This window comes from Lysinibacillus sp. NPDC086135 (genome assembly GCF_044746345.1).
GTDB lineage: Bacteria > Bacillota > Bacilli > Bacillales_A > Planococcaceae > Lysinibacillus.
The window spans coordinates 44,578-70,227 of the sequence record NZ_JBIVCA010000026.1 but is presented as its reverse complement, the minus strand read 5'-3'; the positions used below and the strand labels follow the sequence as shown (position 1 = coordinate 70,227).

The window sequence follows — 25,650 nt, the reverse complement described above, 5'->3', positions numbered from 1 at the left end:
AGTCACAGTGCCAAATGAAAAAAGCGAGGTATTCAACGATTTAATCGTTGAATACCTCGCAATGTGAAAAGATATAGACTTTTTCAGTGCCCTCAATAGAAAGTGTGCTCACTTTGTTACAGTGATGTTAGCCAAAAATTTGTGCAGCTATGGCAAATAGCGTATTATTTCTAGTCGGCATTTCTTCTGCATGAAGAATCATAACTGGAGGTCTATTTGCCTCTGTAAAACCATTTTGCTCTAACCACTTTATCATTTCAGCATGTCCAGATGGCACATCCATTCTTAATTTTCCATGATGGTCTTTCGCTAAAGTATTAATTATGAGACTGGCTGTTATAGAATCAGGTGCTATGATTGGGCCTAAAATTAGATGAATTGGACCTTGAATGGACAACCCAAAGCCAATAATATTTGTTTGATGATCTCTCACAACGCTACAATGCTTAGCTTGGTTTATCCTATTCCGTAGAAAATTACTTCTTTTATCTCCAAAGGCAGCTGCATCTAAGCGGACAATTTCAGCAAAATCACTCTCATTATAATCTTCAATCGTAAAGTCATTTGAAGTTAAGTTATGTGCACCGCTATACTTGTCAGCCAGATATTTATGCACATAATCTACAGTGGTAAAGCCTATTTTCTTATATAATGGTTCTCCGTCTTTCGTTGCGACGAGCATAATAGCTGTATGTTGTGAAACACTTTCAATACATTTTTGAGTAACTAATTTCCCTAGGCCAAGTCCTCTGTAATTTTCATGCACAATGACCATACCTATCGAAGCTAAATTTGTATCATATGTAATAATGGCAGCACTTGAAACAATATTCCCTTCAGCATTTTTGTGCCCAAATATTTTACCTGACATCATCACCGTTCTAATTTCAGATTCATCATAATCCCACCCGACAGAGTCAGAAAGATCAATTAATCCTGGAATATCATTTGCATCGAATAATACTAACTGTAACTGTTTATGATATGTAGTCATTTAATCCCCCTATAAGAACGTTTGTTGCTATTTTACACAGATTCTATACTATGTACAAGTAATTTTTTGAAAGTTTAGATTTATCATCAAAAGTTGGGAATGACCATTTTATAAAACACAGCACTTTTAATACGTCGATCGGAGTGGAGACTGGGTGACTCCTTGGGAATCAGGTATAGAGGAACAAAGGCTAAAACCATCACGTCCTGTGAAAACACCTTCGTGACCAAATATTCTTGCCACTGACGTTACGTTAGCACTACGGCTTTCGGGAATTAACCCAAACTATTAAAGTTATTCATAATTTTTCTATATATTCCTTTTAAAAATTGCAAATATCTTTATAATTGTAACTAGAACTATGCACTCCTACTTTAAGCATATTTAGGTGATTGAAAATGACATCTTACGAACGAATACTTATTATGGTCCCGCCGTTTCCCTAGCTACGTCTACTCTTTTCTAAAGAAGTAGATTTTGCTTGTAGGAGGGCAATAAGTTGAAAAAACATGTAGCACCATCTTTACTATTAATGATTGTTCTTGTAGCTTTTCCACAGATTAGCGAGACAATCTATTCACCATCTCTACCTGATCTTTCAGACGCTTTGAATGCTTCAAATCGCTCTGTACAGTTAACCTTAAGTATTTATTTTATAGGGTTTGCTTTTGGGGTCTTTTATTGGGGATGGATTTCTGATTTTATTGGACGAAGACCGGCCATGCTAGGCGGTTTAATTTTTTATAGTATTGGCAGTTTCATGTGTTTTTACGCAGAAACTATTATTTTTCTATTAGTTAGTAGATTTATACAAGCTTTTGGGGCGGCGACAGGCTCGATAATAACGCAAACCATTTTGCGAGAAAGCGTATCTGGCAGTAAGAGACATGCTATGTTTGCGCAAATTTCTGCGGTAATTGCCTTTACCCCTGCAGTAGGGCCGCTGATTGGTGGCTGGGTCGATCAAGCATTTGGTTTTAGAGCTGTTTTTTTTGTGCTCGTTGCAATGAGTATTTTGTTGTTTATTTACACTTATTTTAGACTTCCAGAAACAACAGATACATCAATGAGAAAAACAATTGCTATTTTCCCAGTTGTAAAACGTATTATTTCATCTCCACGGGTACTTGCCTTTGGATTGCTGATTGGTGGGATAAATGGTGTGCTATTCAGTTACTATGCCGAAGCTCCCTTTATCTTTATTGACCATTTCAATTTATCACCAGGACTTTATGGATTTCTTGGTATAATTGTGGCGCTTGCCTCTATTATTGGTGCCATGATTTCCAAAAGACTCGTCAGCAACTATCAGCCAGAGAAAGTAATTCATCTCGGTTGTTCTGTGATGACTGTCGGCGCTGTATTGCTACTAATCGTTAGTTCTTTCCCATTGCCTAATATTGTCTTACTAGTGGGCATTTTAGTAACCATTTTTATTACCTTATTGGGATCAGGAATTGCTCTACCTAATTGCTTAAGCCTTGCACTTGTCAACTTTCAGGACGTTATCGGGACAGCTGGCGCAATTTTCAGCTTAGGCTATTACTTACTTGTAAGCTTAATAACATCAGGTATGAGTTTCCTGCATGATGGTTCGTTGACGATCATGCCACTATATTTTTTCATCCTATCGATGATACTGTTATTATTCGGAAGAAAGTTTATTGTTTAAAATATTGTAGCGGGAATATATAATCAATAGCACTTCATTTATCGGCCACCCTATATTACTATGAGGGTGGCTGCCTCTTTATTGAAAATAATAATTGACGACTTCTTCAGCAGAATGAAAAATAATATTACTTTGGGTTTTATAAATAAACTTTGGTGAAGTACAAGCTTTTTCGAGACTTTTTGCGTACTTTAATGTATCTGTCATTTGCTCAATAATTTCAGAGTAGCCATCAAGATTATTGGAGATTTTCGGCATCATTATATCGGAAACATCTAAAACAATGGAAACTTGATCCTCCGCAAAATTATTTAAATTAATGAAAAAGCACTCCTCCAAATCTTTCGAATGCTTGTCGACATTAATAACTGCTTCACTATATTTTGCGATTAGTCCAGTAGATGTCACTGTAATTGTAAAGCCTTGTTCGGTTAGTTTTTTATTAATGGCATCTAACAAAGTATTGACTTCCGCATCCATTTTAGGCGTTACAGTTTTTTGGATTAAATTATCACAATTTTGATGAATGGTATCAATTTCTGCCTGATTATCAACGAGTAATTTAAAGTTTGATATCGAGTACACACTAAATCTCCCCTTTATTATAAGTTTGACATTAGGGCGTTTTTTTAGTCATCTTTTAACCATATATTTTTAGGCTGTTTTCTAAAAGATTGTTGCTGTTAAAACATAAAAACAGAGTTACTATCTACAAAATGTGTAGAATCAACTCTGTTTTTATGTTTGATATTGCGTAAAGCTAATATTTAACTAAAGCCCTTATAGTTGAACAGGATAAAGAATGTTATTCATTATTTGGTTTTATCATTGGTTTTCCATCCTTATCCAATAACGGAGTGATTCCCCCCGCATATCCACCTCAACTAAATAAATAATGAATTCCTGTTTCTTTATCTACTATTATTCTGTTTCCATTAGCCACACCATTTTCTGTAAGGATTTCTTCAAATCTCTTCTTTGAACCTTTGTTCTTCTCTGCGTCTTTATCAAACATTTTTTCGCCCCCATATTCATGTATATGTTAACTATTACTGTATTTTCAACTAACACCTTTTTATACTATGCGCTTATCAGTTGATTATTACAAAAGTAATAAAAGGGCAACAATTTTCTTGAAAACTACCCATTGTATGAACATATAATACGAAAGCCCCCGTTAGAAGAGGTAAGCAGACAGCCTTTCTAAACTTAAAGTAGATGTTTAACCATTGTATAATAGCTACTTCCAGGCGGATAATCTTTTATTTCCCCAACAACTTGATAACCTCTCGCTTCATAAAACGTACGTGCTTGAAAGTCATATGTAGTTAATAATGCCTTCGTAGCGCCCATTTGCTTGGCTGTTTCTTCAGCCTTGGCCAGTAGCTGTCCACCAATACCTTTTCCACGGTATTCTTTACTAAACCAAAATTTATTGATTTCTACCCAACCCCAATAAACCTCAGCTGTGATGCCGCCTATCCATTGCTGTTGATGATCAGTAACGATTAGGTTTAACGAACGAATAGAACCCTTTTGTCTACTTTCTTTATGATACGGTGAATGTTCATCGTTGTACTCTTTTAATTTTGTATTTAAAAACGTAGTAAAGTCATCGTGATTTTCTAATAAAATCTCAATTTGATAATCCATATAAATCCCCCTTCCATATGTATTCTATGCTTTATAACGCTTCATTAGCTTTTCCTGATGCGCTGAAAAAATTTCTTCCAGTGAAATATCATATTTATTAGCGATAACAATAATATTTCCTAAAACATCTCCAAGCTCCTCTACTAATTCTTGCTTATTTTCTTCATATGATTGAATCTTTTCATCTGGTCTATCTCTTCCAATCTCTAACGCTCGTATAGCTCTCGCCACTTCTCCAGTTTCTTCAGCTAGAAAACCAATACGCGTAAAAATGCTTAAATCAGACCAACCACGTGTATCATAGTAATCCTTTAGCCATTTTTGAAACTCATTTAATTCCATTTCTATTTCCTCCATTTCTTTCCTCTCGAAATTAAATTATACTATAAAAGTGAAACGTGAATCAGGGGGTTTCTTCATCCCCCGCTTAAAGTTCACTGCCCGTTAATGTGAAAATATACTTATCAGATATGGAGGAACAATGATGGATAGTATTGCAGTATTTTGCGGATCAAGCATCGGTGCTTCTGAAGCATATAAAGAAGGAGCTATTCTTCTACGTTAGAAGAATTTTTTGAAGTATTCACTTGGAATCAAATCGGCCTTCTGCAAAAGCCTTGTGGACTTTTAAATATCAATCATTATTATGATTTACTCATTGGGTTATTTGACCATATGCAAAACGCACAATTTTTACAAGCCCAATATCGAAATGCCCTACTTGTAGATGAAGACGTTGTGGGACTTTTAGATAAATGTGCAGCCTATGTTCCTCCTACCGTTAAAACGTATCAAACGATTAAATGAATAAATTTAGGATAGTGGATTGAATTTAATAAAAATTCTTCACTATCTTACAAAAAACAGCTGAAATCTATGAAATCAGCTGTTTTTCATTTGTCTATGAGATTTAAATAAAATATATCTTTCTGCACAACGAGTCGTTGATTTTCGTTCCGACTGAGCGCTTTCCTGGAGGCTCCCGATAAGCCACTTTTGTTGGGTTTCGCACAGAAAACATCCGTTTGCACTCCAGGGTATCATCTGTGACGCTAATCCCAAGGGGTCTCTCAGCTCCACTCCAATCAACCAATCCACATACCATGTATCTATTGGTAACAGATGCTTCCGTTGCTTATGTATATCACAGTCTATTTTTATAGTATCTCAATCTTTAATTCCCTAGCCTGTATCATTAATTCACAAAGTGGACAGTCAAATAATACGTGTAATTCAAACCCTGTATTAGTTTTATAGATTTCATCATATAGCCACCAAGAACCTTCTAATTGTTCTGGAATCGAACATTTCTCTATATCACTAAAAGTTAGTTTTACATTTGTGTCGTACCAACCTACACTTGTTCCAGCTATCATAAGCGTAATTGTAGTTTCAGTTGAGGAGAAAGATAATACTTCTCCATCATGTAATGATTTTGTATGTATTTCAAGAACTTGAGATGGTAGCTGCTCTTTTATTTCTTCAAATTGTTGTAAATACTGTTTACGTATATCTCGACTACGACTTTGATAATTTTCATTCCACTCTTCAGCCATTTTTCTTAATTCTTTAGATGGATATTGTGTTTTTAGAGAACCATCTAAAATATATGGATGAAATGGCGCCGGAAGAAACGTTAATAAATCATTTTTTCGCCATTCCAACTCTCCTTGTAACATTTCAATATAGCTTGTCCCATCTTCGTTTTTCCAATTTAAACTTTCTTCCCAATCTTCTATAGCGTCAGGAAAAGTTAAAAAACTATAGACTTGCATTTCACGATACCAATTTTTAGTGAAATATTTCAATTAAAAATCCCCCTTCTCTTTCTGTTCTTTATCTTGTTTTTTCTACTGGTGAAGATCAACGAAAGAACTAAACTATCACGCTCTAACAATGTTCCATCTAAATCAAAAATCACCGCTTGAATCATTCGTATGCGACCCCTTTATTTAAATCTCCATTCTACAACTCTTTTCGTTTTTTCACTGCCACTACCGCTATCACGACCATTACTAACTTCATTACCAAAATTAATGCGTAAATGCTAAAGGATAGGATCGCTGGCAAAAGCACTAACCACCAAGACCATGCGATAACATCCATGAGCTTTAATACTATCAAGACAATTGTTAATACTTCAGCGATTCCCTTAGTCACACCACCATACACCTAATTTTCATCATTCTGAATTTAGTTTCTTGTCGTTAATTCTTCTGAAATCTCAAACTTTATTGTTATACAACTATTTAAGCACTTTACATGAAATATTTAAACTTTTTAACTTTTTCAAAAAAGATGAACCTATTCACCTGGTAATTTGTCAAAATATTGGAAACTTTAAGATCCGGAGTAAATAAAAGGGAGAAATGATCATGAAAAAACCGATTAAAAAACTTGGATGATTGCATCAGCGCTAACAATAGGAATGGCAGTTCTAACACCACTTCAAGCACGAGCTACTGCAGTAGAACCAACAAATGATGTTACTGTTCAAATCGAACAACAAATTTCAGGAACGATAAAAGACATTAACGGAGACGGGATTAATCTAAAAGGTAAAGACGGTAAAAACTACTATATCAGTTTCAATAAATTTTTTGAAGAACAATTAGCAAACTTGAACTTAGTCGATGGCCATGAAATTACTGTAGAAGGAAACGTAGTAGAGGATTATTCAGACTTCTATACATTTGATGTTTATAAAAGAGGATTGCCACAAGAAGTAACGGAAGAAGAGCTCACAAAATTAGAAAAATTGTTTAATGAAAAGATCAAGCTGCAAAAAGAATTGTCAAATGAAATGGCAGAAGAACAGTTTGAAAAGAAATTTGAAGCAATCAAGAAAATACGTGAAGACATGTATAAAATTATAAAACCTTATCTTTTAGCTATCTGGCAACCTGCAACGTTTGAAGAATATATAGCAAGTTACGGATTTAATGAAAAAAATATAGTGCTAGAAGAAAATGATAAAAAACAGCTCAAAGTTATTTATGAAGAATGGGTCAAGCTTGAAATAGATGGTAACGAGGAAAAGGCTAACGAAAAATATGATGAACTTCATAAAATCCTTGAACCATATTTTTATGAACTTTATCCACCTCAAATATTTGAAGAGTACTTAGAAGACAAAGAGTTTGATATCCCTACTGAAACTTTAGCAAAACTAAAAACTATTTATGAAGACGCTCAAAAAGCTGAAAAAGCTAAAAATGATGAATTAGCTGAAAAAGCATGGAATGAATTCTATGACATCATTGATCCGTTCATTAAGCCTCTAACATTCGAAAAATACATGGCAGACTTTGATTTTGAAGTGAGTGAAGCGGATAACAAGCAATTAAAACAGCTTTATGATGAAATTTTAAAGCTAGATGAAAAAGAAGAACAAGCAAAAATTGAAGAGAAATGGGAAACATTTAATAATATTTTAGAATCTTATTTTAAAGCAAATAAAAAAATTCTAATTTCAGCTTCTAAAGTAACAATTAACGGCCAAGAATATTTTCCCCAATAAGTAAAAGAATCAAGGAATCTCAACAATCCTTTAAGATGACGGTTGAGATTCCTCTTTTTGTTAATTCCACAATACTATTCAGAGATTTTTTATATTAAGAAGAGCCTCCTTTTGCCCATCGTCCGATAAAAGTCCTCTTCTCTTTTGAAACAGAGAAAACATTTTAATTTCACTTAAGATGAAACGAAAACAGGACGATTCTTTTTTAGCCATAGTTTCTGGTGATAGAATTTTATCAGCGCATTCATTATTTATAGGATTTTTCCAATAATATGTACCTTGTCCTATTAGTGCTTTATATGATCAGACTGCTCAAACTTTGATGTTATACAACTATGTATGTACTTAACATGAAATGTTTTAAAATTTTGAAAAACAACGAAACTTTTTAACTGGAAATACGTCTAAATATTGGAAACTTTAAGTTCCAGAGTAAATAAAGGGGAGAAATAATCATGAAAAGACCGATTAAAAAAACTTGGATGATTGCATCAGCACTAACAATAGGAATGGCTGTTCTGACGCCACTTCAAGCGGGAGCTACTGCAGTAGAACCAACAAATGGTGTTACTGTTCAAATCGAACAACAAGTTACAGGAACGATTAAAGGAATCAGTGATGACGGGCTTTTTCTAAAAGGTAGAGACGGTAAAAATTACTATATCAACTTCTATAAATTTTCTGAAGAACAACTAGAAAAAATGAATCTAGTAGAAGGACAAGAAATCACAGTTGAAGGCAGCGCAGTAGAGGATTTTTCAGACTTCTATACATTCGAAGTTTATAAAAAAGAATTGCCTAAAGAGGTAACAAATGAAGATTTAACAAAATTAGAAAAAATGTTTAACGAAGCGAAGAAGCTACAAAATGAAGCTGCAAAAGCAGATAAAAATAATGTTGAAGAGGCAGAAAAGAAATATGAAGAAATGCATAAAATTTATGTAGATATGGGTAAAATTGTTAAGCCGTATTATTTAGCTACTTGGCAACCTGAACCATTTGAAGAGTATCTAGAAAGTCTCGGCTTTAGTGAAAAAAATATAGTGATAGAAGAAAATGATAAAAAACAGCTTAAAGCTAGTTATGAAGAATGGGTAAAGCTTGAAAAAGATAGCCAAGAGGAAAAGGCTAAAGAAAAAATGAAAGAGTTTCACAAAATCCTTCAACCGTATTTTGATAAACTTTATCCAACTCCAACATTTGAAGCGTTTATCGAAAGATTTGAGTTAGATATCCCTACTGAAGATTTAGCAAAACTAAAAAATATTTATGATAATGCTCAAAAAGCAGAAAAAGATGACAACGCTGATGATTCTGTTAAATTATGGGAAGAATTCTATTACATCATTGATCAATTCATAAAGCCTCAAACATTTGAAGAACACATGGCTGACTATGAATTCAAAGTTAGCGAAGCGGATAGCAAGCAATTAAAACAGCTCTATGAAGAAATCTTAAAGCTAAATCTAAAAGAAGACAAAGTAAAAATTGAAGAAAAATGGGAAGCATTTCGCAGTATTTTAGAACCATATTCCAAAGCAAATAAAGAAATTCTAATTTCACCTTCTAAACTATCAGTTAACGGTCAAGACTATCTTCCACAATAGGTAAAGGAAACGGGGTGTCTCACCAATCAATGAAGATGATTGGTCGGATTCCCCTTTTTAGACTTAATTTATCCATTTTACCTCTATAGCAGAAATATAAGAGGTACCTCCTTTATCTCATCTTTCTGAAATAATATATAGATAAGTCCCCTTCCCTTTTGAAACAGAGCAAACATTCCCTTTTACTTTTACAAGTTCAATTTCATCACTGCTTAACCATTTTCTACTTCTATCCCCTCAATAGGTAGTTTCTTAAATCTAATTTTATTTCACTTGTGATGAAACTGAAAACGGAACAATTCTTTTATTAGCAATAATTTCTGGTGGTAGAATTTTTATCAACGCATTCATTATTTATAAGGTTTTGCAAACAATATGTACCTTTATTTATGTACTTAACATAGAATGTTTTAAAATTTTTTTAAAAATAATGAACCTTTTCAGCTGGAAATCCGTCTAAATATTGGAAACATTAGTTCCAGAGTAAATAAAAGGGAGAATTGATTATGAAAAAACCGATTAAAAAAACTTGGATGATTGCTTCAGCACTAACAATAGGAATGGCTGTTCTGACACCACTTCAGGCAGGAGCTACTGCAGTAGAACCAACAAATGGTGTTACTGTTCAAATCGAACAACAAATTACAGGAACGATTAAAGGCATCTACGGGGATGGCATTGATCTAAAAGGCAGAGATGGTAAAAACTACTATATCAGCTTTTATAAATTTTCGAATGAACAACTTGAAAAAATGAACTTTGTAGAAGGTCAAGAAATCACTGTTGAAGGTAGCGTAGCAGAGGATTATTCAGATTTCGACACATTCGAAGCTTATAAAAAAGAATTGCCTAAAGAGGTAACGAAAGAAGAGCTAACAAAATTAGAAAAATTATTTAATGAAAAGAAAAAGCTGCAAAAAGAATTGTCAAATGACATGACAGAAGAAGAAATCGACAAGAAATTTGAAGAAATTGATAAAATATATAAAGAAATGGGTAAAATCACAAAACCATATATTTTAGCTAAGTGGCAACCTCAAACATTTGAAGAATATATGGCAGATTTCGAATTTAGTGAAAAAAATATAGTTTTTGAAGAAAATGATAATAAAAAACTTAAAAGTATTTACGAAGAATGGGTAAAACTTGAAAAAGATGGTCAAGAGGAAAAGGCAGTAGAAAAAATGGATGAGTTTTATACAATTCTTCAACCGTATTTTGAAAAACTTTATCCAACTCCAACATTTGAAGATTTCATAGGAGGATTTGAGTTAGATATCCCTACTGAAACTATAGCAAAATTAAAAGATATTTACGATAAGGCTCAAAAAGCAGAAAAAGATGACAATGCTGATTTGTCTGAAAAACTATGGGAAGATTTCTATTACATCATTGATCAATTCAGAACGCCTCCAACATTTGAAGAATACATGGCTGATTATGAATTCAAACTTAGCGAAGCGGATAGCAAGCAATTAAAACAGTTTTATGAAGAAATCTTAAAGTTAGATAAAAAAGAAGACAAAGCAAAAATTGAAGAGAAATGGGCAGCATTTAATAATATTTTAGAACCATATTTCATAGCAAATAAAGAAATACTAATTACTGCTTCTAAAGTTACAATTAACGGCCAAGAATATACGCCACAATAAGAAAGAGAATTGAGGTGTCTCAACAATCATTTAGGATGATTGTTGGGATTCCTTTTTTGTTAATTCCACTATAGTATTTCGAATTTTTTGGATCATCACCAAAACGTGTGGTTGATTTCCGTTCCGACTGGGCGCTTTGTAGCTGACGCTTCGCTTTCGCACAGAGCAAAGCTTCCTGGGGGCGTCCGATGAGCCGCTTCGCTACGGCTGCAGGGTCTCGGGCCAACACGATGTTGGTCACGAAGGCGTTATCACAGGATGTGATGCTTTTAGCCTTCGTTCCTCTATCGCTGATCCCCGATGAGTCTCCCAATCTCCACTCCAATCAACTATTTACTTAGTAGACGTTTTAACAAAAGTCATCCACAACTTTTGGTAATAAACCAGTTTTTAAAAGTATGCTATCTTTATAGAAAAAATATAAGAAGAACTTCATTTGCCCATCCTCCGATATAAGTCCCCCTCTCCTTTACCTTGTACTTTTTGTGTTTTATTTAATCTCAAACTCTAATGTTATGGGTACTTAACATGGAATGTTTTAATTTATTGAAAAACAAGAACCTTTTTACCTGGTAATCCGTCTAAATATTGGAAACATTAAGCAGAGTAAATATAAGGAGAAATGATCATGAAAAAACCGATTAAAAAAACTTGGATGATTGCTTCAGCATTAACAATAGGAATGGCTGTTCTGACGCCGCTTCAAGCAGGGGCTTCTGCAGTAGAACCAACAAATGGTGTTACTGTTCAAATCGAACAACAAGTTACAGGAACGATTCAAAGCATTAGTGATGACGGGATTTATCTAAAAGGAAGAGACGGTAAAAACTACTATATTAGCTTCCATAAATTCTATAAAGAGCAAATAGAAAAAATAAACTTAGTAGAAGGACAAGAAATTACAGCTGAAGGTAGCATAGTAGAGGACTATTCAGACTTCTATACATTCGAAGTTTATAAAAAAGAATTGCCTAAAGAAGTAACAAATGATGATTTAACAAAATTAGAAAAAATGTTTAACGAAGTGAAGAAGTTGGAAAAAGAAGCTTCAAAAGCGGAGGAAAATAAAGCAATTGAAGAGGCAGAAAAGAAATATGAAGAATTGCAGAAAATTTATGCAGATATGAATAAGATTACTAACCCCTATTATTTAGCTAATTGGCAACCTGAACCATTTGAAGAGTATATAGAAAAAAGCGGCTTTAGTAAAAAAAATATAGTGATAGAAGAAAATGATAAAAAACAGCTCAAAGTTATTTATGAAGAATGGGTAAAACTTGAAAAAGATGGTCAAGAGGAAAAGGCTAACGAGAAATATGATGAATTTCATAAAATCCTTGAACCCTATTTTTATGAACTTTATCCACCTCAAACATTTGAAGAGTACATGGAAGACTTGGAGTTAGATATCCCTAGTGAAACTTTAACAAAACTAAAAACTATTTATGAAGATGCTCAAAAAGCTGAAAAAGCTAAAAATAATGAGTTGGCTGAAAAAATATGGAGTGAATTCTATAACATCATTGATCAGTTCTTTAAACCTCAACCATTTGAAGAATACATTGCTCTATACGACGACTTCGAAATAAGTGAGGCGGATAAAAAGCAGTTAAAACAGCTTTATGAAGAAGCTATTAAGCTTGATAAAAAAGAAGAAGCAGAAAAAATCAGAGAAAATTGGGAAGCCTTTCACAATATTTTAGGCCTATATTTCAAAGCAAATAAAGAAATTCTAATTTCACTTTCTAAACTAACAGTTAACGGTCAAGACTATTTTCCACAATAGGTAAAGAAAACAGGGTGTCCCACCAATCATTGAAAATGATTGGTGGCTTCTCCTTTTTAATTGGTATTCTTATTTAAAGATTGGTCCTTATAAGTCTCGGCCATTCCGTTTTAATTTCATTTCCTCTAATCTAGATATCCAGATTATCCGGGACAACAATCTGGGTAACTCTACCGAAATAGTCATACGCATGAATATGTGCATTTATCCAAGAAGGTAAATCCATTGATAAAGTTGCTGATTCATGGTGTAGAAGAGAAAGAGTCACGTTAGGTTTGGCTAATTCTTCTTGAATGTATTCAAAATTGAGTGGTTGCCTCCCCGAACCTTCCAATGACTTCTCTGGGAATAGAAATTCTTCAATCCACTTGTCGTCCATCTCTTCATCAAATGGACAGTTCAATCCTTTCATTGTGGCTAGTTGAATGACCCCTGTTACCTTTTGACGAGAGTTTCCAGTACTTGCGGCAACGCTTCTTAAACTGATCCCTTCATCATGTAATTCCAATATCTTTCGATAATAGATCATAAAAAAAAACCTCCTATTTTTGGCATAAAATATGGTTTGAACAAAAATATCGACATAATCTGCATTTATGTAAAGAACCATTTTGATCAATTTTTCAAAATGGTTTCTTTTATTTGCCGTAGCTCTATTAAATGCTCTTTATTACAAGTACGACTTTTATGACTAGATCAATTGACTTTATGATAAGGTACTTCAACACCTTCATCGATAAATAATTGATTCTCAACATCTACATAACTCATCGTATTGTGTACCCAATAATACGACTCATCTATTTTATAAAGTGGCACAGACAACTGATGTTCAAATGAAATCATAAATTGTCTATCCTTTATGATCGTAAATCTTGTGCTAAGTTCATCTGCTAATTCATATTGACCTGTAATATCATCCTTATTAGTAAGCGATAATATTTCTATAATTTTTGGTGCTTCTACAGAATATTGTATTCCCATTAAGTAATTCACAATTTCTTGTTCATATTGCGGAAACACTTCTTGATTCGTTGCTAATACAATCATATCCTTTGTGGAAGTATTAATAAAAGCTTGTGCTGAACAACCGATCCATCCACCTGTATGACCAACCCAGTCATCTTGTACGATAAAACCGTAACTATAATGCTCAGCGACTTCTATTGGTGTTAACATGGATTGCACAATCTCTTTGCTAATATACCGTCCTTGCAAAAATGCTTTTAAAAACTTTGCTACCTCTGCCACCGTTGCATAAATACCACCGTCACCAAATATATTATTATATTTTTCAATTTTGCAAAAATATGGGTCATTATTTACCTTTTTATATCGTTGTTCCTCGTAATCATACGTATGATTTTGCGCTTCGTATTGTTTTGTAGGCTGTGTTGTTGTACTAGTGAGATTTAATGGTCTTGCAATATATTGTTGTAAATATACTTCATACGATAAGCTACTCACTTCTTCAATAATTTTTGCAAGTAAAACATAATTCGTATTGCTATAGAACCAATGCTCATTCGGCATATGTTGTGGCAGTGCCGTCTCGACAAATGTTTCAACACTTTTTGTAAAATCTTCTGCAATATACTCTGGAATACCAGATGTGTGTGTAAGTAAGTGTGCAACTGTCACATTTGTAAAATGAGGTGCTTTAAACCAATTTGTAATTTTATCATCTAACTGTAACTGTCCTTTTTCAATTAGTTGAAATGTCATTACCGCTGTATACATTTTACTTAACGACGCAAGATTAAATTGTGTATTTTCAGTAATAAGATGTTGCTCTGAGATATCCTGATAACCATGATAATACTGCTTGATTTGTTCATGTTTTTCATAATACATTGCACCATTAAACGAGATATTTTTAAGTAAATCCTCCACTTGTTAACCTCCTAAATAAATTAGATACCTAACATATTAGACATGAAGAAATTTTATAATTCCTCCATTGCGATCTCCCTTAATTTTTCAACAATGCGTTCTAATTCGTTTAACTCATTTGATGAAATTTTGCTGTAAATTTTATCTGCAATTTGCTGTTCTACATAATCTTGCTTCGAAAAATACTCCAATCCGTTTTCAGCTAACGTTATAAATACTTCACGGCGATTTTGTAGATTAATTTCTCGTTTGATATATTTATTCTTTTCCAACTTCGCTATTAATTGGCTAACTGCGCTAGAGCTAATATTCATTTCAATCGCAATTTCACCCACCGTAATACGTTTTGCTAAATACACAATATCTAATATAACCGCTTGTTGTGTTGTAATGCCGCTATTTAAATATTGCTTATAATGTTTATATATCAAACGGTTTATCGTATATTCTGCTTCATTAATGCGCTTAACCTGTTCATATAAGGACAAAAAATCACCTACTAATGTGTTAGATGTCTAATATATTAACAATTGATTTGTCAAACGTCAATCTTATATAAAAAATGTCATAACATTATGTTCACTAATTAAGGTCTGTCATTCAGTGGTAAATATTTTGTCACTCATTGGTACAAAGTATGTCGTTGGTGGTACAAATCGCTGGCCGTAATCATATATAATTGCTCATATCATTTCGTTGTAGTGGAAAATGAATTTCACTAATTTCCCGCCATTAAATTATGTATAACAAAAAAATGAATTAAGTGAATAATTAGCAAGCCTATTTGACACATTACATATAGGAGGTGGAAGAGTAATGTCTAAAATAATTGGTGTGGAACAATCATTAACAAACGTTGAAGACGCTTTAAAGGCAAAAGGTTATGAAGTTATTCAACTTCGTACTGAAGAAGATGCAAAAAAATGTGATGCCTGCGTAATCACTGGGCAAGACAGAGATATTATGGGGATTAGTGATCCTATCATGGCAGGACCTGTTATTGACGCTGATGGTCTTTCTGCTGACGAAGTACTTCAACGTGTCGATAAATATTTCCACTAATAAATGACTAGGTGCTGTCGCTATAGCTTTGTTGACTATAGAGCAGCACCTTTTACTATTTATGTGATTATAGAATACTCATTTGCCCAGGTCTTTAATAATTTCTACGCTTGGGTTCTTACAAATTTTATCTATTCTTTTTCATAAGCTTTTACTGTAAAAAAATCTTGTTGTGCTTTTTTAGAATACTTTCTTTGCATCATTTTAATTCTCATATTACAGCTTTTACAGGTTCAATAAATACTTTATATGAATACAAAACGGGGGTATCTCTAATTTTAGATACCCTCATTTTAAAATTTTTTTTACTTAATACAAATCTTAGAAGAATTCTGTATACAGTTCTGCTCCAAACTCTTATAATAATCCTGTTTATTTTCATATGGGAAAAAGTGACTTCCCGAAAACTCTTTCAAATTAAAAGAATTTGTCGTGACATTTCCCCAATTTTTCATACTACTTGCTGGTGCGTCTGGATCATTAGTTCCGCAATGAGCAACAATCGGACCATGAAATAATTCATTACGATAATCAAAAGACTCATTCAAACGATAATCATTTTTCACCATTGGTAAAATATATTGTAAAACTTCTTTATTTTCCAATAACTCTTTCGGTGTACCTCCTACTCGTATTAATTCTTTAACTAATTCACTATCATCCATATATGTTTGATAATCATCAGGGAGATGATCTTGAGGGGCATGGCGACCTGCTACTATTAATAAATTCACTTTTTTCATATATTTTTCTTCTAGTAAACAGGCTGTTTTAAAAGCAAGAATAGCTCCCATGCTATGACCATAAAAATATATTCGCGTTTGGTTTGTTACTCTGTTAATTGCTTCTGCAATTTGTGGCATTACATGAAGATAATCTGTACTATACTGTTCTTTTATTCTTGTTGATTTACCAGGTAGCTCTATCGGAAATACAGCTAAGTTCTGCTCCCATGTTTTCCAATTTCTAAAAGCGGCGGCACTGCCTCCAGCATGATGGAAGCAGAAAAGCTTATTACTATTTTCGTAATCTAACTCGTCCACAAAAGGAAACCACTTTTTAACGTCTACCACACCCATTCTTCATCCTCCTTGATATCCTTCATTCTTAATGGTTCTCGTTCCCGTATGTTAACTTTTTGAGAGGGTCCTATTTTTCTGCCAATATCATTCCATAATTTACAAGCTGTTAAATAATATTGTGTTGTTTGATTAAAGTAAGAACGATTCCAAATATCTTCATAAAATGTTAGAAGAGAACGTTCAACGCTTTTAGGCCATACTTTTTTATAGTGATCTTCGAAGCTATTGTTTTGTGCAGTAAAGACAATCTCCTCTACTGGATAGCTTAGAAATTTATTGTCTATTCTCTTATTTAATATAGGCGATTCGTTTAATGACGAACTCATACACGGCATCCAATGCACTGAACCGTGCGTGTCCGGTAAATACAATGTTCCTCTATTCGTTCCTAAAGTCACTCTGTGCAATAAATAAATGTTACTTTCTGGATTAGCTAAATCCATTTGATTGAAAACACGTAATGTCACAGGGGTGTCCCGTATTTGTCCAGATAGCATATAAAAAGGATTATGCTCTGTAGGGTCATTAACTGGTTCAAATATACAGGATTGTAAACTACCAAGGGCTTGCCCTATAATATCTAGCATTGGAAATAATACTTGGATACTACAAGCCGCCTCTAAATAAATAATATCACTAACTTCTCTTAATGTTTTCGCCGTTTGTATAAAGGAATGTACAGCATCGACATTTGGATAAAAACTATTTAAGTGATATTTACAATTACCTACTTTCGCACTTTTAATTAGCTTTACATAGTCATCCTCATGAACAGGATGCTCCTGTATAACATGTATACCTTTCTCTAAAAATGCTTGTGCTATAGTTGTCCCTTCTCCACCCACGATCGTTGATTTAACAACAACGCACGCAACATCCACCTGCTCATTTGTTATATCTTCTACAGTTGTGTAAAGTGGAACATTCAATGTATTGGCGAGTTCTTGCGACTGTTTACTACCCTTAGATAAAATACCTACAAGCTTATAAAGAGATGGTAAATTTAAGATTGCCTGCAAATAATAAGCACCGAACTTCGTACCACAAACGACTACTCTTAATGGCCTCATAATATCCCTTCCTCCAAGTCTAGGTGATTTTCTGTCTGTGAAGTAATGATAAAATCTTCTATCACACACTGTTCATGCAATTCTCGCATGATATTACTTGGATTCAATATGTCGCAAGCCCAATAAACTCCATTTTCCTGAATTATCCCTTCTATAATGGCTTCTACAGATAACGCACAAATAATTCCACTAATCGTAAAGCTATTTTGACAAAGTAATTGAGCTTGTCGTCGTATCGATTGTCCCTTAAATTTTCCAATCATCTCTATGACGAGTGTGTACCATGTTTGTCGAACAGGGAAAATGATAAGTTTTTCCATCAGGTCATCTACAATTTGATGTAAATGTTCAGGCGTATTTTTCATTGCTAATTGTATACACGCTTGTTGTAATAATGAAAAAACAGCTTTATTTGGATAAATATTATGCCAATGTGCTTCGGTTATATGTAGCTTTTTTGCAAGGCGAATTGTTTCATTTGTTATATACCTTTGAGCATAGACTGTATTTTCCTCACCATTAATTGTCACATTTATTTTTTCCTGTGCTATATCACGTACTATTTTTCCATCCTTATAAAAGGCATTCGCTGTACCAAAACCATAGATGGAGCTAAGCATTATATCAGCTGCTGCGCCTTTACTATATGCTTCTTCTCCTCCTGCATAGCCGCTTATTTTATCTATTTGATCAAATCCTTCTTGAGCTAATAGGCGAGGAAGAATCCCCGATAAACCGGGAAAACTTCCTGCTGAAAGAATCATTATATTTGTTAGCTCCTGTTGTATAAATTTCTTCTCCAACAAATCTGCCCCAAATGCATCGACATAATGGGCCCCAGCTTTTATGGCAGCTTGAGCCACTCTATCAATAATGCTATACGAGGGGCCTGCACAATTTAACACGATTGTACAACCTGCACAAAATGTCTCTAGCGCTATTTGGTCATATATATCTACCTGCATATATTCCATAAATTTGTCTAATTGAGAATGTTCTTTATGCTCACTTCTACTCCCACAGCGTAATGGATATTTATCTTTTAAATATCGTACAGCCGCTTGTCCAACAGCCCCATTGTAGCCAATAATTCCTATTTTAAATTGATGGTTCATGGCTTACTCCTTTAAGCAGTAATTGAGCAGTCTCTTTCACATTAGGCTCCTGCAAACACGTAATATGATTACCATTTATAGGAATGATATTTAAATGACCAAATGTAATATCTCTCCAAAATTCTTCGTTTCTTGTACCAATTACCGGTAAAAAGGATGATATTTTATCAATACAACTAAATGCAACTACGTCTCCCATGAAAGGCTCGGTTCCATACGATACAACACCTTTAAAGCTTTGACAGAAGATTTGATATAGCGTTACCATTCGTTGCTTTTGAAAAGCTGAAATATCACCTTGTAAAGCTGGAACGGTAGTATATAAATCTACTAATCTCTGTTTAGGAGACTTGCTAGCAAGCTTTTGATAACATTGTGCAATTGGTGCAAACTCTCCGGTTAGATTACATAAATCTTCAATTGTAATGGTATTCGCTTCTTTTTTGATTAAATCATGTAGTGCTTTTTTAAGTAATTCATCCTCGACATCGTGACCACTTTTTTCAAGATCAGCGCCTATTAATAAACCAAATGTTCTTTCCATTAATAGATCATTTCGAAGCTTTGCATCACAAGGCGTAGTATCTATTGTAATGACTGGTTCAACTTGAACACCTTCTGCAAGTAACACCTTTGCCGTTTCAACAGCAATAAGCCCTCCCATACAGTACCCTATTAATTCAAAGTTTGAAGCGTTTAGCTTTAACAATTGTTGCGCATATTTTTGCCCTAAATTTTGAATAAGTGTTTCAGGTGTATAGGCTAAATAATCTGCTTCATCACCAAAAATAAATCCTGCTATCGTGTCTTTGCGGTTAGGTTCATCTATTAAATAAGGGAGCAATTGATTGTAAGGTGTAAGTGTTCCCGTTCCATCGTGGAATAGTACTTTAATTTTTCCGCCAACCTCTCCTTCAGCTAATATAACGAAAGATGTTTTCGCATCTGAGGCAGTTTCATCCTGCATTGTTTGATGATTTTCAAGCGAGTGACTTATCTTTTCTGCAATTTCTGCAATCGTCGGTGTTTGTAAAATCTCTACCATTAATTGATCCCACTCCCAATACTCCACTTCTGAAAGTGTATCTCTCATTGCTGCCACAACTTGTGCAACTAGTAATGAATCGCCACCTGCTTGATAGAAGTTTTCATTGCGCCAAATACTTTCTCTATTTAGTGCTTTCGCCCAAATTTCTGCAATTCTTTTCTCTAAGTCACCTTGCGGAGATTCACCGGATTGTGCAATAAATGGATTGGATGCTTCTAGTCGACTTTGTAATGCACCTCGATCCACTTTGCCGTTTTCAGATAACGGTAGTTCACGAAGCACTTCAATATGCGCTGGTATCATATATTTTGGTAGTTGTCTTGCTAAATGTTGCTGAACCTCACTCGCATAAAGTCTCTTACGTTCACCTATAAATTGACCGACAAATACTGCCTGATTTGCAGCGGATAATGGATCATTTTTTGTAGGATATACACCAGCTATCTCCACCTCTGTTGCTGCAAATAACTCATGCCACTGTTCACGATTGAAAAATACTTGATCATTGTTTTTTCTAAAGTCTTCAAAATCATTTAGACCAGCATGAAATTCCATTGATGTAAGAAGTGAATAGTTTTCCCCAGTCGTATCTGCTACTATTAACGCTCCTCCTTCAACTGTCATTTCCTTAAAGGTTTGTAACACTTGTGGAGCTTTCTTAGCGTTGTGTAAAACATTATTACATAAAATCAAATCAAAGGAAGATGCTTGAATTCCTTGAGACCAATAGGATTGATTGATATCATACAAACCATATGTAACCCACTTATAAGGTTCAAACGATTTTCGCGCTTCATTTAAAAAGAATTGTGATAAATCTGTAAAAACATATTCTACATTTTTATGATTTAATGTTGGTATTAACTCTAAACTTACACCGCCTACGCCAGCTCCTACCTCTAAAATTCGGAACGTTTTCTTTGGATAAGCCTTTCTAAATTCATCTACAATTGTATGGACAGCTTGAATTGTAACTTGATTTAATGAACGACTAATTAGGTTGTCTTTATATGCCGCTAAAGCAATATCAAAGCTTCCTTTAGGGAAAAATAAATCTAATGAATCAATATCCCCGCGAAGTAAACCTAAAAGATGCTTACTTGAATCTTCAAAGTAATCCACAAGTTTTTTTCCATACTGCATTTTTTCTTCAATGTCTCTCCATTTTAGCCAAGAGATTTCTGATGCATTGTGTGGTAAATCTTTATTGACTAGATAATAGTTTGACGTTGCTGGATTTTGCTTTATAAGATTTTCTTTACATAAAACATTCAGCCATCTTCTTAGTAGCTGATGGTAGTATGGATGTACTTTGACTATTTGCTGAATTTCACTTATAGAAAATTCTCGATCATCTATAAAAATATCTAAGTCTTGGAATGTTTTCATAATATCTAGTACGGCTGTCCAATTTGAAATTGTAGACCATTGTGCAAATAACTCTCGATCTACATTATGGGTCGCTTGATCTCCAGCGTTTTTAACTACAGTTGTTAATCTTTCTGAAGAAACCAATGTTTTTATTTGATTTGCATTTTTCCTTGCTTGCACGAATGCTGAAATGTTAAATTCTTTACTTGCCAAATCTTTACTCGCAATAACCGCTGCATGCTCTATCTGCTGCATACGTTGCATCGAACTTTCAATTTCACTTAACTCAATGCGATGCCCATTAATTTTTACTTGAGTATCCTCTCTCCCTAAAAACTCAATCACACCATCTGGTAGCAATCTCCCTATATCTCCAGTTGCATATAAACGCTCTCCAGTGTAAGGATGGACAATAAATTTCGCTGTAGTATTTTTTTCATTCTGTAGGTAGCCGGTAGCAAGCCCCTCTCCCCCAATATATAAATCACCAATTGTCCAATCAGGGCATGACTCTAGCTCCTTATTCAACACATAAAAATATTGATTTGCTAATGGCTTACCATAAGGAATACTGTTCTTATAGGTAGTATTTATATCTATTGGATAATAAATAGACCAGATTGCTGCTTCTGTTGCTCCACCAAGGCTGATAAATTTCGCTTGTTCAAAATAATGTGCCATTTGTTTTGGTAATGTAACAGGTATCCAATCTCCAGATAAAAATACTAAACGTAATTTTTTATGAAAAGTTGTTGTCGTATCCTGCATGTATGCATGAAGAAGTTGCAATTGGGCTGGTACTGAATTCCAAATAGTGGCTTGATGAGATGTTAAAAGCTCCAACCAATGTTTTGGATCTTTAAGACGTTTATGCTCTGGTAATATAACGCTACCACCAACACTTAATAATCCAAAAATATCGTATACCGATAAATCAAAAGCTAGATTGGCAATTGCTAAAACTCGATCATGCTCTGTTACTTGGAAACGATGATTCATATCCATTATTGTATTCAGTACTGCCCTATGACTAACAATAACGCCTTTCGCTTTTCCTGTACTGCCAGACGTATGAATAATATAAGCTGGCTGTTCTACATCTACACGTACAGGAGTTAACTGTGCTTCTAAAGCAGTGTTTAATTGCTCGACTTCAATAAAGGAAAGAGATTCTTGTTCGTATAAATCACTATGGCTAGCATGACCTAAAATAAAAGTGGTTTGTGATTCACTTATAATATTTTTTTTACGAGCAATCGGTTGCTCAATATCTAAAGGTAAATACACGCCACCTGCTGTTAATGTTCCTATTACAGCAGCAATTTGCCAAATACCCTTCTGTAAGTCAATTGCTACAAAATCTCCTTGCCGCACACCTTTATTAATCAATGCCTGTTGAATGGCATAAACATAACGACCGAGCTCCTCATATGTAAAATATTTACCATCTGCGTAAATAGCTATATTTTTAGCATATTGTGCAATAGCATCTAGCACATTGTCATAAAGTAACCCCTTAGGTAAATCAATCGTTGTTTTATTTACTTCATTTCTAATCTTTTGCATTGCTTCAGGTAAACCTAATAATTGACGTTCTGTCCATGCTGTTTCGTTAGTTGCAAGTTTTGTTAAGTGATCTACAAAAAATTGAAAGGCTGAATCGATTAGCCCACTTGGAAAAATACCTTCACGTACATCCCAATTTATTAATATTCCATCCGGTTGTTCAGATACTTGACAATCAATCCATACTTGAGGTGTTTGACTAATTTTATATGCTAATTTCAACTTAGGCTCATTTTCAGACATATGACTATTCGCGTCTGCACCTAATGTACTTGTATAAACTACCGGTATAATAACATCACGATTACGATGTCGCTTTAATTCACGCAATACTTCAATTCCTGAAAAATCGCGATACTCTAAGTCTGTCCATAGCTGCTGTTGTATTTCAGCCGCATGCTCATAAAATGCTCTATCTCTTTTTGCATGTATTTCTAACAGATTGATGGTCGTAAAATCTCCAATTACATCATGAATTTGAGCATGAATATTAGGTCGATTAAGCATCGTTATATTCATACAATAGTGAGATTGTTTTGACCATAAGCCAATAATTTCAGCAAAAGCTGTTAAAATAATACTGGAAGGAGTTAGCCGATGATCTTTTGCCTTCTGACTTAAAAATTGCCATTTATGATTAGGTAACAGGAAATTAAATTGTTCAAAACGAATTGTATTGCTATGAATTTTGTCGCTTTGAATGGGTAACTCTGGCGCCTCTGGGAAAGTCTCTAAACGACTAGTCCAATAATTTTTAGCTTTTTCATTGGCAATCGAGCGATCATGTTGTTCATATTGTTGTATCATGACATCTCTAAATTGAATATCTAAAGCTGGTAATGGAGTATCTTCTGTATAGTAATAGTGTTCTAATTCTGCTATTAATACATTGATACTGACAAAGTCAGCAATTAACATATCAATAGATAGATGAATAACACTTTGATTTTTTTGCTGTGTAAGGACTAGGTCATACAACGGCCATTTATTAGGAGCATATTGCTTAACAGATAACTCATTTCTTACATGTAATAATCGTTGATTGGCTACTTCAGGTACTTCATCTGATAAATCAATAACTTGTATAGTTGGGAGCTCTACGTTTTTTAATACTTGCTGATAACCCTCCTGATGCACTATCGCACGGAGCATATCATGTCGCTTTATGACTTGGTGCCATGCCTTTTCAAGCCGTGTAGGATCAAAAGTAGTGCCAACTAGTTCTGCATACACTTTACAACCTACTCCTCCATAACGATAATTGTTGCTTCTACCTACTAAATAGGCTGATTGAATATCAGTAAGCGGAAAGGAATCATAGCGTTTTTCAGTATCATGAATAATTGATTGTTGTTCCTTCTGTAAATAATCAAGGAGTTGCTCTTTATTTTCTTTCAATCGCTCTTTACGTTTATTTGTAAGTACACCAGTTGGAGCCTTAAAATGTAATTTTCCATCTTCTACCCAAAGGTTCACTCCCAGCTCGCTATACTCCTCTAATAATTTTTTCATGTTATAATATTCCCTCCTGATATTCGAAGTCCTTTTTCACAACTTCTATTAGATAGTCATCTTCTTTTAATGAATAAAGTGCTTTGATCGTTAATCCACTTTGATGAAATAGCACCTCAAATTGGGATTGTGTTCTTTCCTTACCTCCACACATCGTCCAAATATTTAAATCCGTCATATATAAATGCGAGGCATTTCCTTCAATAACCTCTGGTAATAATTTTTCAATGATAGTTAGTGTAGAATTTTCGCCCATACTTTGAGCGATATTACGTAAAATTGTGATTGCTGCTTCATCCTCCCAATCATGGAGGATTCGCGATAAAATATAGAGATCACCCAATTTAGGTACCTCTTGAAAAAAGTCTCCTGCCTGAAATGTACATCGACTGTTGATGCCGTAAAGCTCCAATTTTCCTTCTGCCTTTTGTTGTACATGTTGCAGATCTATTACAATCCCTTGAGCATTGCGGTAAAATCCCAAAAATTTCGCAATTATCTCTCCAGATCCTCCACCAACATCGATAATTTTTTTGATGCAGTACCAATCTTTTTTTTCTGCAAAATATGCTTCTAGTTGAAGCCGTTCACTTGTTTTACTCATCATCTTATTAAACACTTCAAATTTTTCATTTTGCTGTACTTGCGCTTGAAAATAAGACTGTTGTTCTACTAATTGATAAGGGATTTTCTTCGTTTTCATCGCTTCATAAAGCTTCGACCAATAAGGCATTGCCTGTCTGCCTGTGAATAATAAAAAATCCTTTAATGAATCACTTGCTTGTCCTGATAATTTCTCCCCTAAAGGAAGTAATTTAAAATAATTATTTTCTTCCTCCATATATTTCAAAGCTACTAATGGTCGCATAAAACGAAAGAGCATTTCTTCGTCAAGCGCTAATTCCTGTGCCAATAACGTTACATGCTTTCGTTCATCGAATATGGCATCAAATATTCCTAATTCACAAGCTGTATATAGCAAATAAGAAGTAGAAAAGCCTTGAATCGTTGAACGTACCATACTTTCTTGTATATCCATAGTTAATC

Annotated in this window: 22 protein-coding genes; 7 read left to right on the top strand and 15 right to left on the bottom strand. The window is 34.2% G+C overall.

All coding sequences use genetic code 11. The annotated features are described in order from the left end of the window. Window positions 1–127: 127 nt before the first annotated feature. Window positions 128–994: a GNAT family N-acetyltransferase gene (locus tag ACIPKN_RS24235; RefSeq protein WP_400941120.1), complete on the bottom strand. Its 867-nt coding sequence runs from the start codon at window positions 992–994 to the stop codon at window positions 128–130. 499 nt (window positions 995–1,493) lie between these two features. Between ACIPKN_RS24235 and ACIPKN_RS24230 the strand changes: the two genes are divergently transcribed. Then, the gene (locus ACIPKN_RS24230; RefSeq protein ID WP_400941118.1) at window positions 1,494–2,666 is read left to right on the top strand and encodes a multidrug effflux MFS transporter; all 1,173 of its coding nucleotides are present in this window, start codon (window positions 1,494–1,496) and stop codon (window positions 2,664–2,666) included. A 78-nt stretch (window positions 2,667–2,744) separates the two neighbouring features. On the opposite strand, the gene ACIPKN_RS24225 is transcribed toward ACIPKN_RS24230, so the two are convergent. From ACIPKN_RS24225 to ACIPKN_RS24210, 4 genes are all read right to left on the bottom strand, one after another. Then, on the bottom strand, window positions 2,745–3,251 hold the full coding sequence (locus ACIPKN_RS24225; protein WP_142507738.1) for a hypothetical protein: 507 nt from the start codon (window positions 3,249–3,251) through the stop codon (window positions 2,745–2,747). A gap of 295 nt (window positions 3,252–3,546) precedes the next feature. Further along, a complete protein-coding gene (locus tag ACIPKN_RS24220) occupies window positions 3,547–3,681 on the bottom strand; it encodes a DUF6440 family protein (RefSeq protein WP_400941115.1) in 135 nt (44 codons plus the stop codon). A 194-nt stretch (window positions 3,682–3,875) separates the two neighbouring features. Beyond that, entirely contained in the window at window positions 3,876–4,319 is a 444-nt protein-coding gene (locus ACIPKN_RS24215; RefSeq protein WP_274067410.1) for a GNAT family N-acetyltransferase, read from the bottom strand. Between the two features lie 24 nt (window positions 4,320–4,343). Continuing rightward, a complete protein-coding gene (locus tag ACIPKN_RS24210) occupies window positions 4,344–4,661 on the bottom strand; it encodes a MazG nucleotide pyrophosphohydrolase domain-containing protein (RefSeq protein WP_142507928.1) in 318 nt (105 codons plus the stop codon). A 255-nt stretch (window positions 4,662–4,916) separates the two neighbouring features. Between ACIPKN_RS24210 and ACIPKN_RS24205 the strand changes: the two genes are divergently transcribed. Continuing rightward, window positions 4,917–5,126: an LOG family protein gene (locus tag ACIPKN_RS24205; RefSeq protein WP_400941125.1), complete on the top strand. Its 210-nt coding sequence runs from the start codon at window positions 4,917–4,919 to the stop codon at window positions 5,124–5,126. 350 nt (window positions 5,127–5,476) lie between these two features. On the opposite strand, the gene ACIPKN_RS24200 is transcribed toward ACIPKN_RS24205, so the two are convergent. Beyond that, window positions 5,477–6,127, bottom strand: a complete 651-nt coding sequence (locus tag ACIPKN_RS24200; RefSeq protein WP_400941112.1) for a DUF4085 family protein — start codon at window positions 6,125–6,127, stop codon at window positions 5,477–5,479. A gap of 157 nt (window positions 6,128–6,284) precedes the next feature. After that, a complete protein-coding gene (locus ACIPKN_RS24195) occupies window positions 6,285–6,479 on the bottom strand; it encodes a transmembrane Fragile-X-F protein (RefSeq protein WP_400941110.1) in 195 nt (64 codons plus the stop codon). Window positions 6,480–6,747: 268 nt separating this feature from the next. Between ACIPKN_RS24195 and ACIPKN_RS24190 the strand changes: the two genes are divergently transcribed. The 4 genes from ACIPKN_RS24190 (at window position 6,748) to ACIPKN_RS24175 (ending at window position 12,884) form a co-directional block, all read left to right on the top strand. After that, window positions 6,748–7,839, top strand: coding sequence for a hypothetical protein (locus ACIPKN_RS24190; protein WP_400941108.1), 1,092 nt, complete (start codon window positions 6,748–6,750; stop codon window positions 7,837–7,839). Window positions 7,840–8,294: 455 nt separating this feature from the next. Further along, entirely contained in the window at window positions 8,295–9,446 is a 1,152-nt protein-coding gene (locus ACIPKN_RS24185; RefSeq protein ID WP_400941106.1) for a hypothetical protein, read from the top strand. A gap of 506 nt (window positions 9,447–9,952) precedes the next feature. Further along, window positions 9,953–11,098 carry a hypothetical protein gene (locus ACIPKN_RS24180; RefSeq protein ID WP_400941103.1) on the top strand — a complete coding sequence of 382 codons (1,146 nt, stop codon included), beginning with the start codon at window positions 9,953–9,955 and terminating at the stop codon, window positions 11,096–11,098. A gap of 628 nt (window positions 11,099–11,726) precedes the next feature. Beyond that, window positions 11,727–12,884 carry a hypothetical protein gene (locus ACIPKN_RS24175; protein ID WP_400941100.1) on the top strand — a complete coding sequence of 386 codons (1,158 nt, stop codon included), beginning with the start codon at window positions 11,727–11,729 and terminating at the stop codon, window positions 12,882–12,884. A gap of 130 nt (window positions 12,885–13,014) precedes the next feature. Here ACIPKN_RS24175 and ACIPKN_RS24170 read toward each other — a convergent pair whose 3' ends face one another. The 3 genes from ACIPKN_RS24170 to ACIPKN_RS24160 form a co-directional block, all read right to left on the bottom strand. Next, window positions 13,015–13,413 carry a hypothetical protein gene (locus tag ACIPKN_RS24170; RefSeq protein ID WP_400941097.1) on the bottom strand — a complete coding sequence of 133 codons (399 nt, stop codon included), beginning with the start codon at window positions 13,411–13,413 and terminating at the stop codon, window positions 13,015–13,017. 167 nt (window positions 13,414–13,580) lie between these two features. Then, complete coding sequence (locus ACIPKN_RS24165) at window positions 13,581–14,777, bottom strand: serine hydrolase domain-containing protein (RefSeq protein WP_400941094.1); 1,197 nt, start codon at window positions 14,775–14,777, stop codon at window positions 13,581–13,583. 53 nt (window positions 14,778–14,830) lie between these two features. After that, window positions 14,831–15,265: a MarR family winged helix-turn-helix transcriptional regulator gene (locus tag ACIPKN_RS24160; RefSeq protein ID WP_400941091.1), complete on the bottom strand. Its 435-nt coding sequence runs from the start codon at window positions 15,263–15,265 to the stop codon at window positions 14,831–14,833. A gap of 328 nt (window positions 15,266–15,593) precedes the next feature. On the opposite strand from ACIPKN_RS24160, the gene ACIPKN_RS24155 reads away from it, so the two are divergent. Beyond that, complete coding sequence (locus ACIPKN_RS24155) at window positions 15,594–15,839, top strand: YkuS family protein (RefSeq protein ID WP_132358618.1); 246 nt, start codon at window positions 15,594–15,596, stop codon at window positions 15,837–15,839. 305 nt (window positions 15,840–16,144) lie between these two features. Here the strand turns inward: ACIPKN_RS24155 and ACIPKN_RS24150 are convergent, their stop codons facing one another. Genes ACIPKN_RS24150 through ACIPKN_RS24130 form a run of 5 tightly spaced genes read right to left on the bottom strand, consistent with a single transcriptional unit; the run spans window position 16,145 to window position 25,642 of the window. Then, complete coding sequence (locus tag ACIPKN_RS24150; protein ID WP_400941088.1) at window positions 16,145–16,918, bottom strand: thioesterase II family protein; 774 nt, start codon at window positions 16,916–16,918, stop codon at window positions 16,145–16,147. Further along, on the bottom strand, window positions 16,906–17,991 hold the full coding sequence (locus ACIPKN_RS24145) for a Gfo/Idh/MocA family oxidoreductase (RefSeq protein ID WP_400941085.1): 1,086 nt from the start codon (window positions 17,989–17,991) through the stop codon (window positions 16,906–16,908). Before ACIPKN_RS24145 ends, ACIPKN_RS24150 begins: the two co-directional genes overlap by 13 nt. Then, on the bottom strand, window positions 17,988–19,106 hold the full coding sequence (locus tag ACIPKN_RS24140) for a saccharopine dehydrogenase NADP-binding domain-containing protein (protein WP_400941083.1): 1,119 nt from the start codon (window positions 19,104–19,106) through the stop codon (window positions 17,988–17,990). Before ACIPKN_RS24140 ends, ACIPKN_RS24145 begins: the two co-directional genes overlap by 4 nt. After that, window positions 19,090–24,603, bottom strand: a complete 5,514-nt coding sequence (locus tag ACIPKN_RS24135; protein WP_400941079.1) for an amino acid adenylation domain-containing protein — start codon at window positions 24,601–24,603, stop codon at window positions 19,090–19,092. Before ACIPKN_RS24135 ends, ACIPKN_RS24140 begins: the two co-directional genes overlap by 17 nt. A gap of 1 nt (window position 24,604) precedes the next feature. Further along, window positions 24,605–25,642: a methyltransferase gene (locus ACIPKN_RS24130; RefSeq protein ID WP_400941076.1), complete on the bottom strand. Its 1,038-nt coding sequence runs from the start codon at window positions 25,640–25,642 to the stop codon at window positions 24,605–24,607. Window positions 25,643–25,650 lie beyond the last annotated feature (8 nt).

Bases quoted from the DNA above. Each gene is read 5' to 3' on its own strand.
- ACIPKN_RS24235 (WP_400941120.1), bottom strand. From the start codon at position 994: ATGACTACATATCATAAACAGTTACAGTTAGTATTATTCGATGCAAAT.
- ACIPKN_RS24220 (WP_400941115.1), bottom strand. From the start codon at position 3,681: ATGTTTGATAAAGACGCAGAGAAGAACAAAGGTTCAAAGAAGAGATTT.
- ACIPKN_RS24215 (WP_274067410.1), bottom strand. From the start codon at position 4,319: ATGGATTATCAAATTGAGATTTTATTAGAAAATCACGATGACTTTACT.
- ACIPKN_RS24210 (WP_142507928.1), bottom strand. From the start codon at position 4,661: ATGGAATTAAATGAGTTTCAAAAATGGCTAAAGGATTACTATGATACA.
- ACIPKN_RS24190 (WP_400941108.1), top strand. From the start codon at position 6,748: ATGGCAGTTCTAACACCACTTCAAGCACGAGCTACTGCAGTAGAACCA.
- ACIPKN_RS24185 (WP_400941106.1), top strand. From the start codon at position 8,295: ATGAAAAGACCGATTAAAAAAACTTGGATGATTGCATCAGCACTAACA.
- ACIPKN_RS24180 (WP_400941103.1), top strand. From the start codon at position 9,953: ATGAAAAAACCGATTAAAAAAACTTGGATGATTGCTTCAGCACTAACA.
- ACIPKN_RS24175 (WP_400941100.1), top strand. From the start codon at position 11,727: ATGAAAAAACCGATTAAAAAAACTTGGATGATTGCTTCAGCATTAACA.
- ACIPKN_RS24170 (WP_400941097.1), bottom strand. From the start codon at position 13,413: ATGATCTATTATCGAAAGATATTGGAATTACATGATGAAGGGATCAGT.
- ACIPKN_RS24155 (WP_132358618.1), top strand. From the start codon at position 15,594: ATGTCTAAAATAATTGGTGTGGAACAATCATTAACAAACGTTGAAGAC.
- ACIPKN_RS24150 (WP_400941088.1), bottom strand. From the start codon at position 16,918: ATGGGTGTGGTAGACGTTAAAAAGTGGTTTCCTTTTGTGGACGAGTTA.
- ACIPKN_RS24145 (WP_400941085.1), bottom strand. From the start codon at position 17,991: ATGAGGCCATTAAGAGTAGTCGTTTGTGGTACGAAGTTCGGTGCTTAT.
- ACIPKN_RS24140 (WP_400941083.1), bottom strand. From the start codon at position 19,106: ATGAACCATCAATTTAAAATAGGAATTATTGGCTACAATGGGGCTGTT.
- ACIPKN_RS24135 (WP_400941079.1), bottom strand. From the start codon at position 24,603: ATGAAAAAATTATTAGAGGAGTATAGCGAGCTGGGAGTGAACCTTTGG.
- ACIPKN_RS24130 (WP_400941076.1), bottom strand. From the start codon at position 25,642: ATGGATATACAAGAAAGTATGGTACGTTCAACGATTCAAGGCTTTTCT.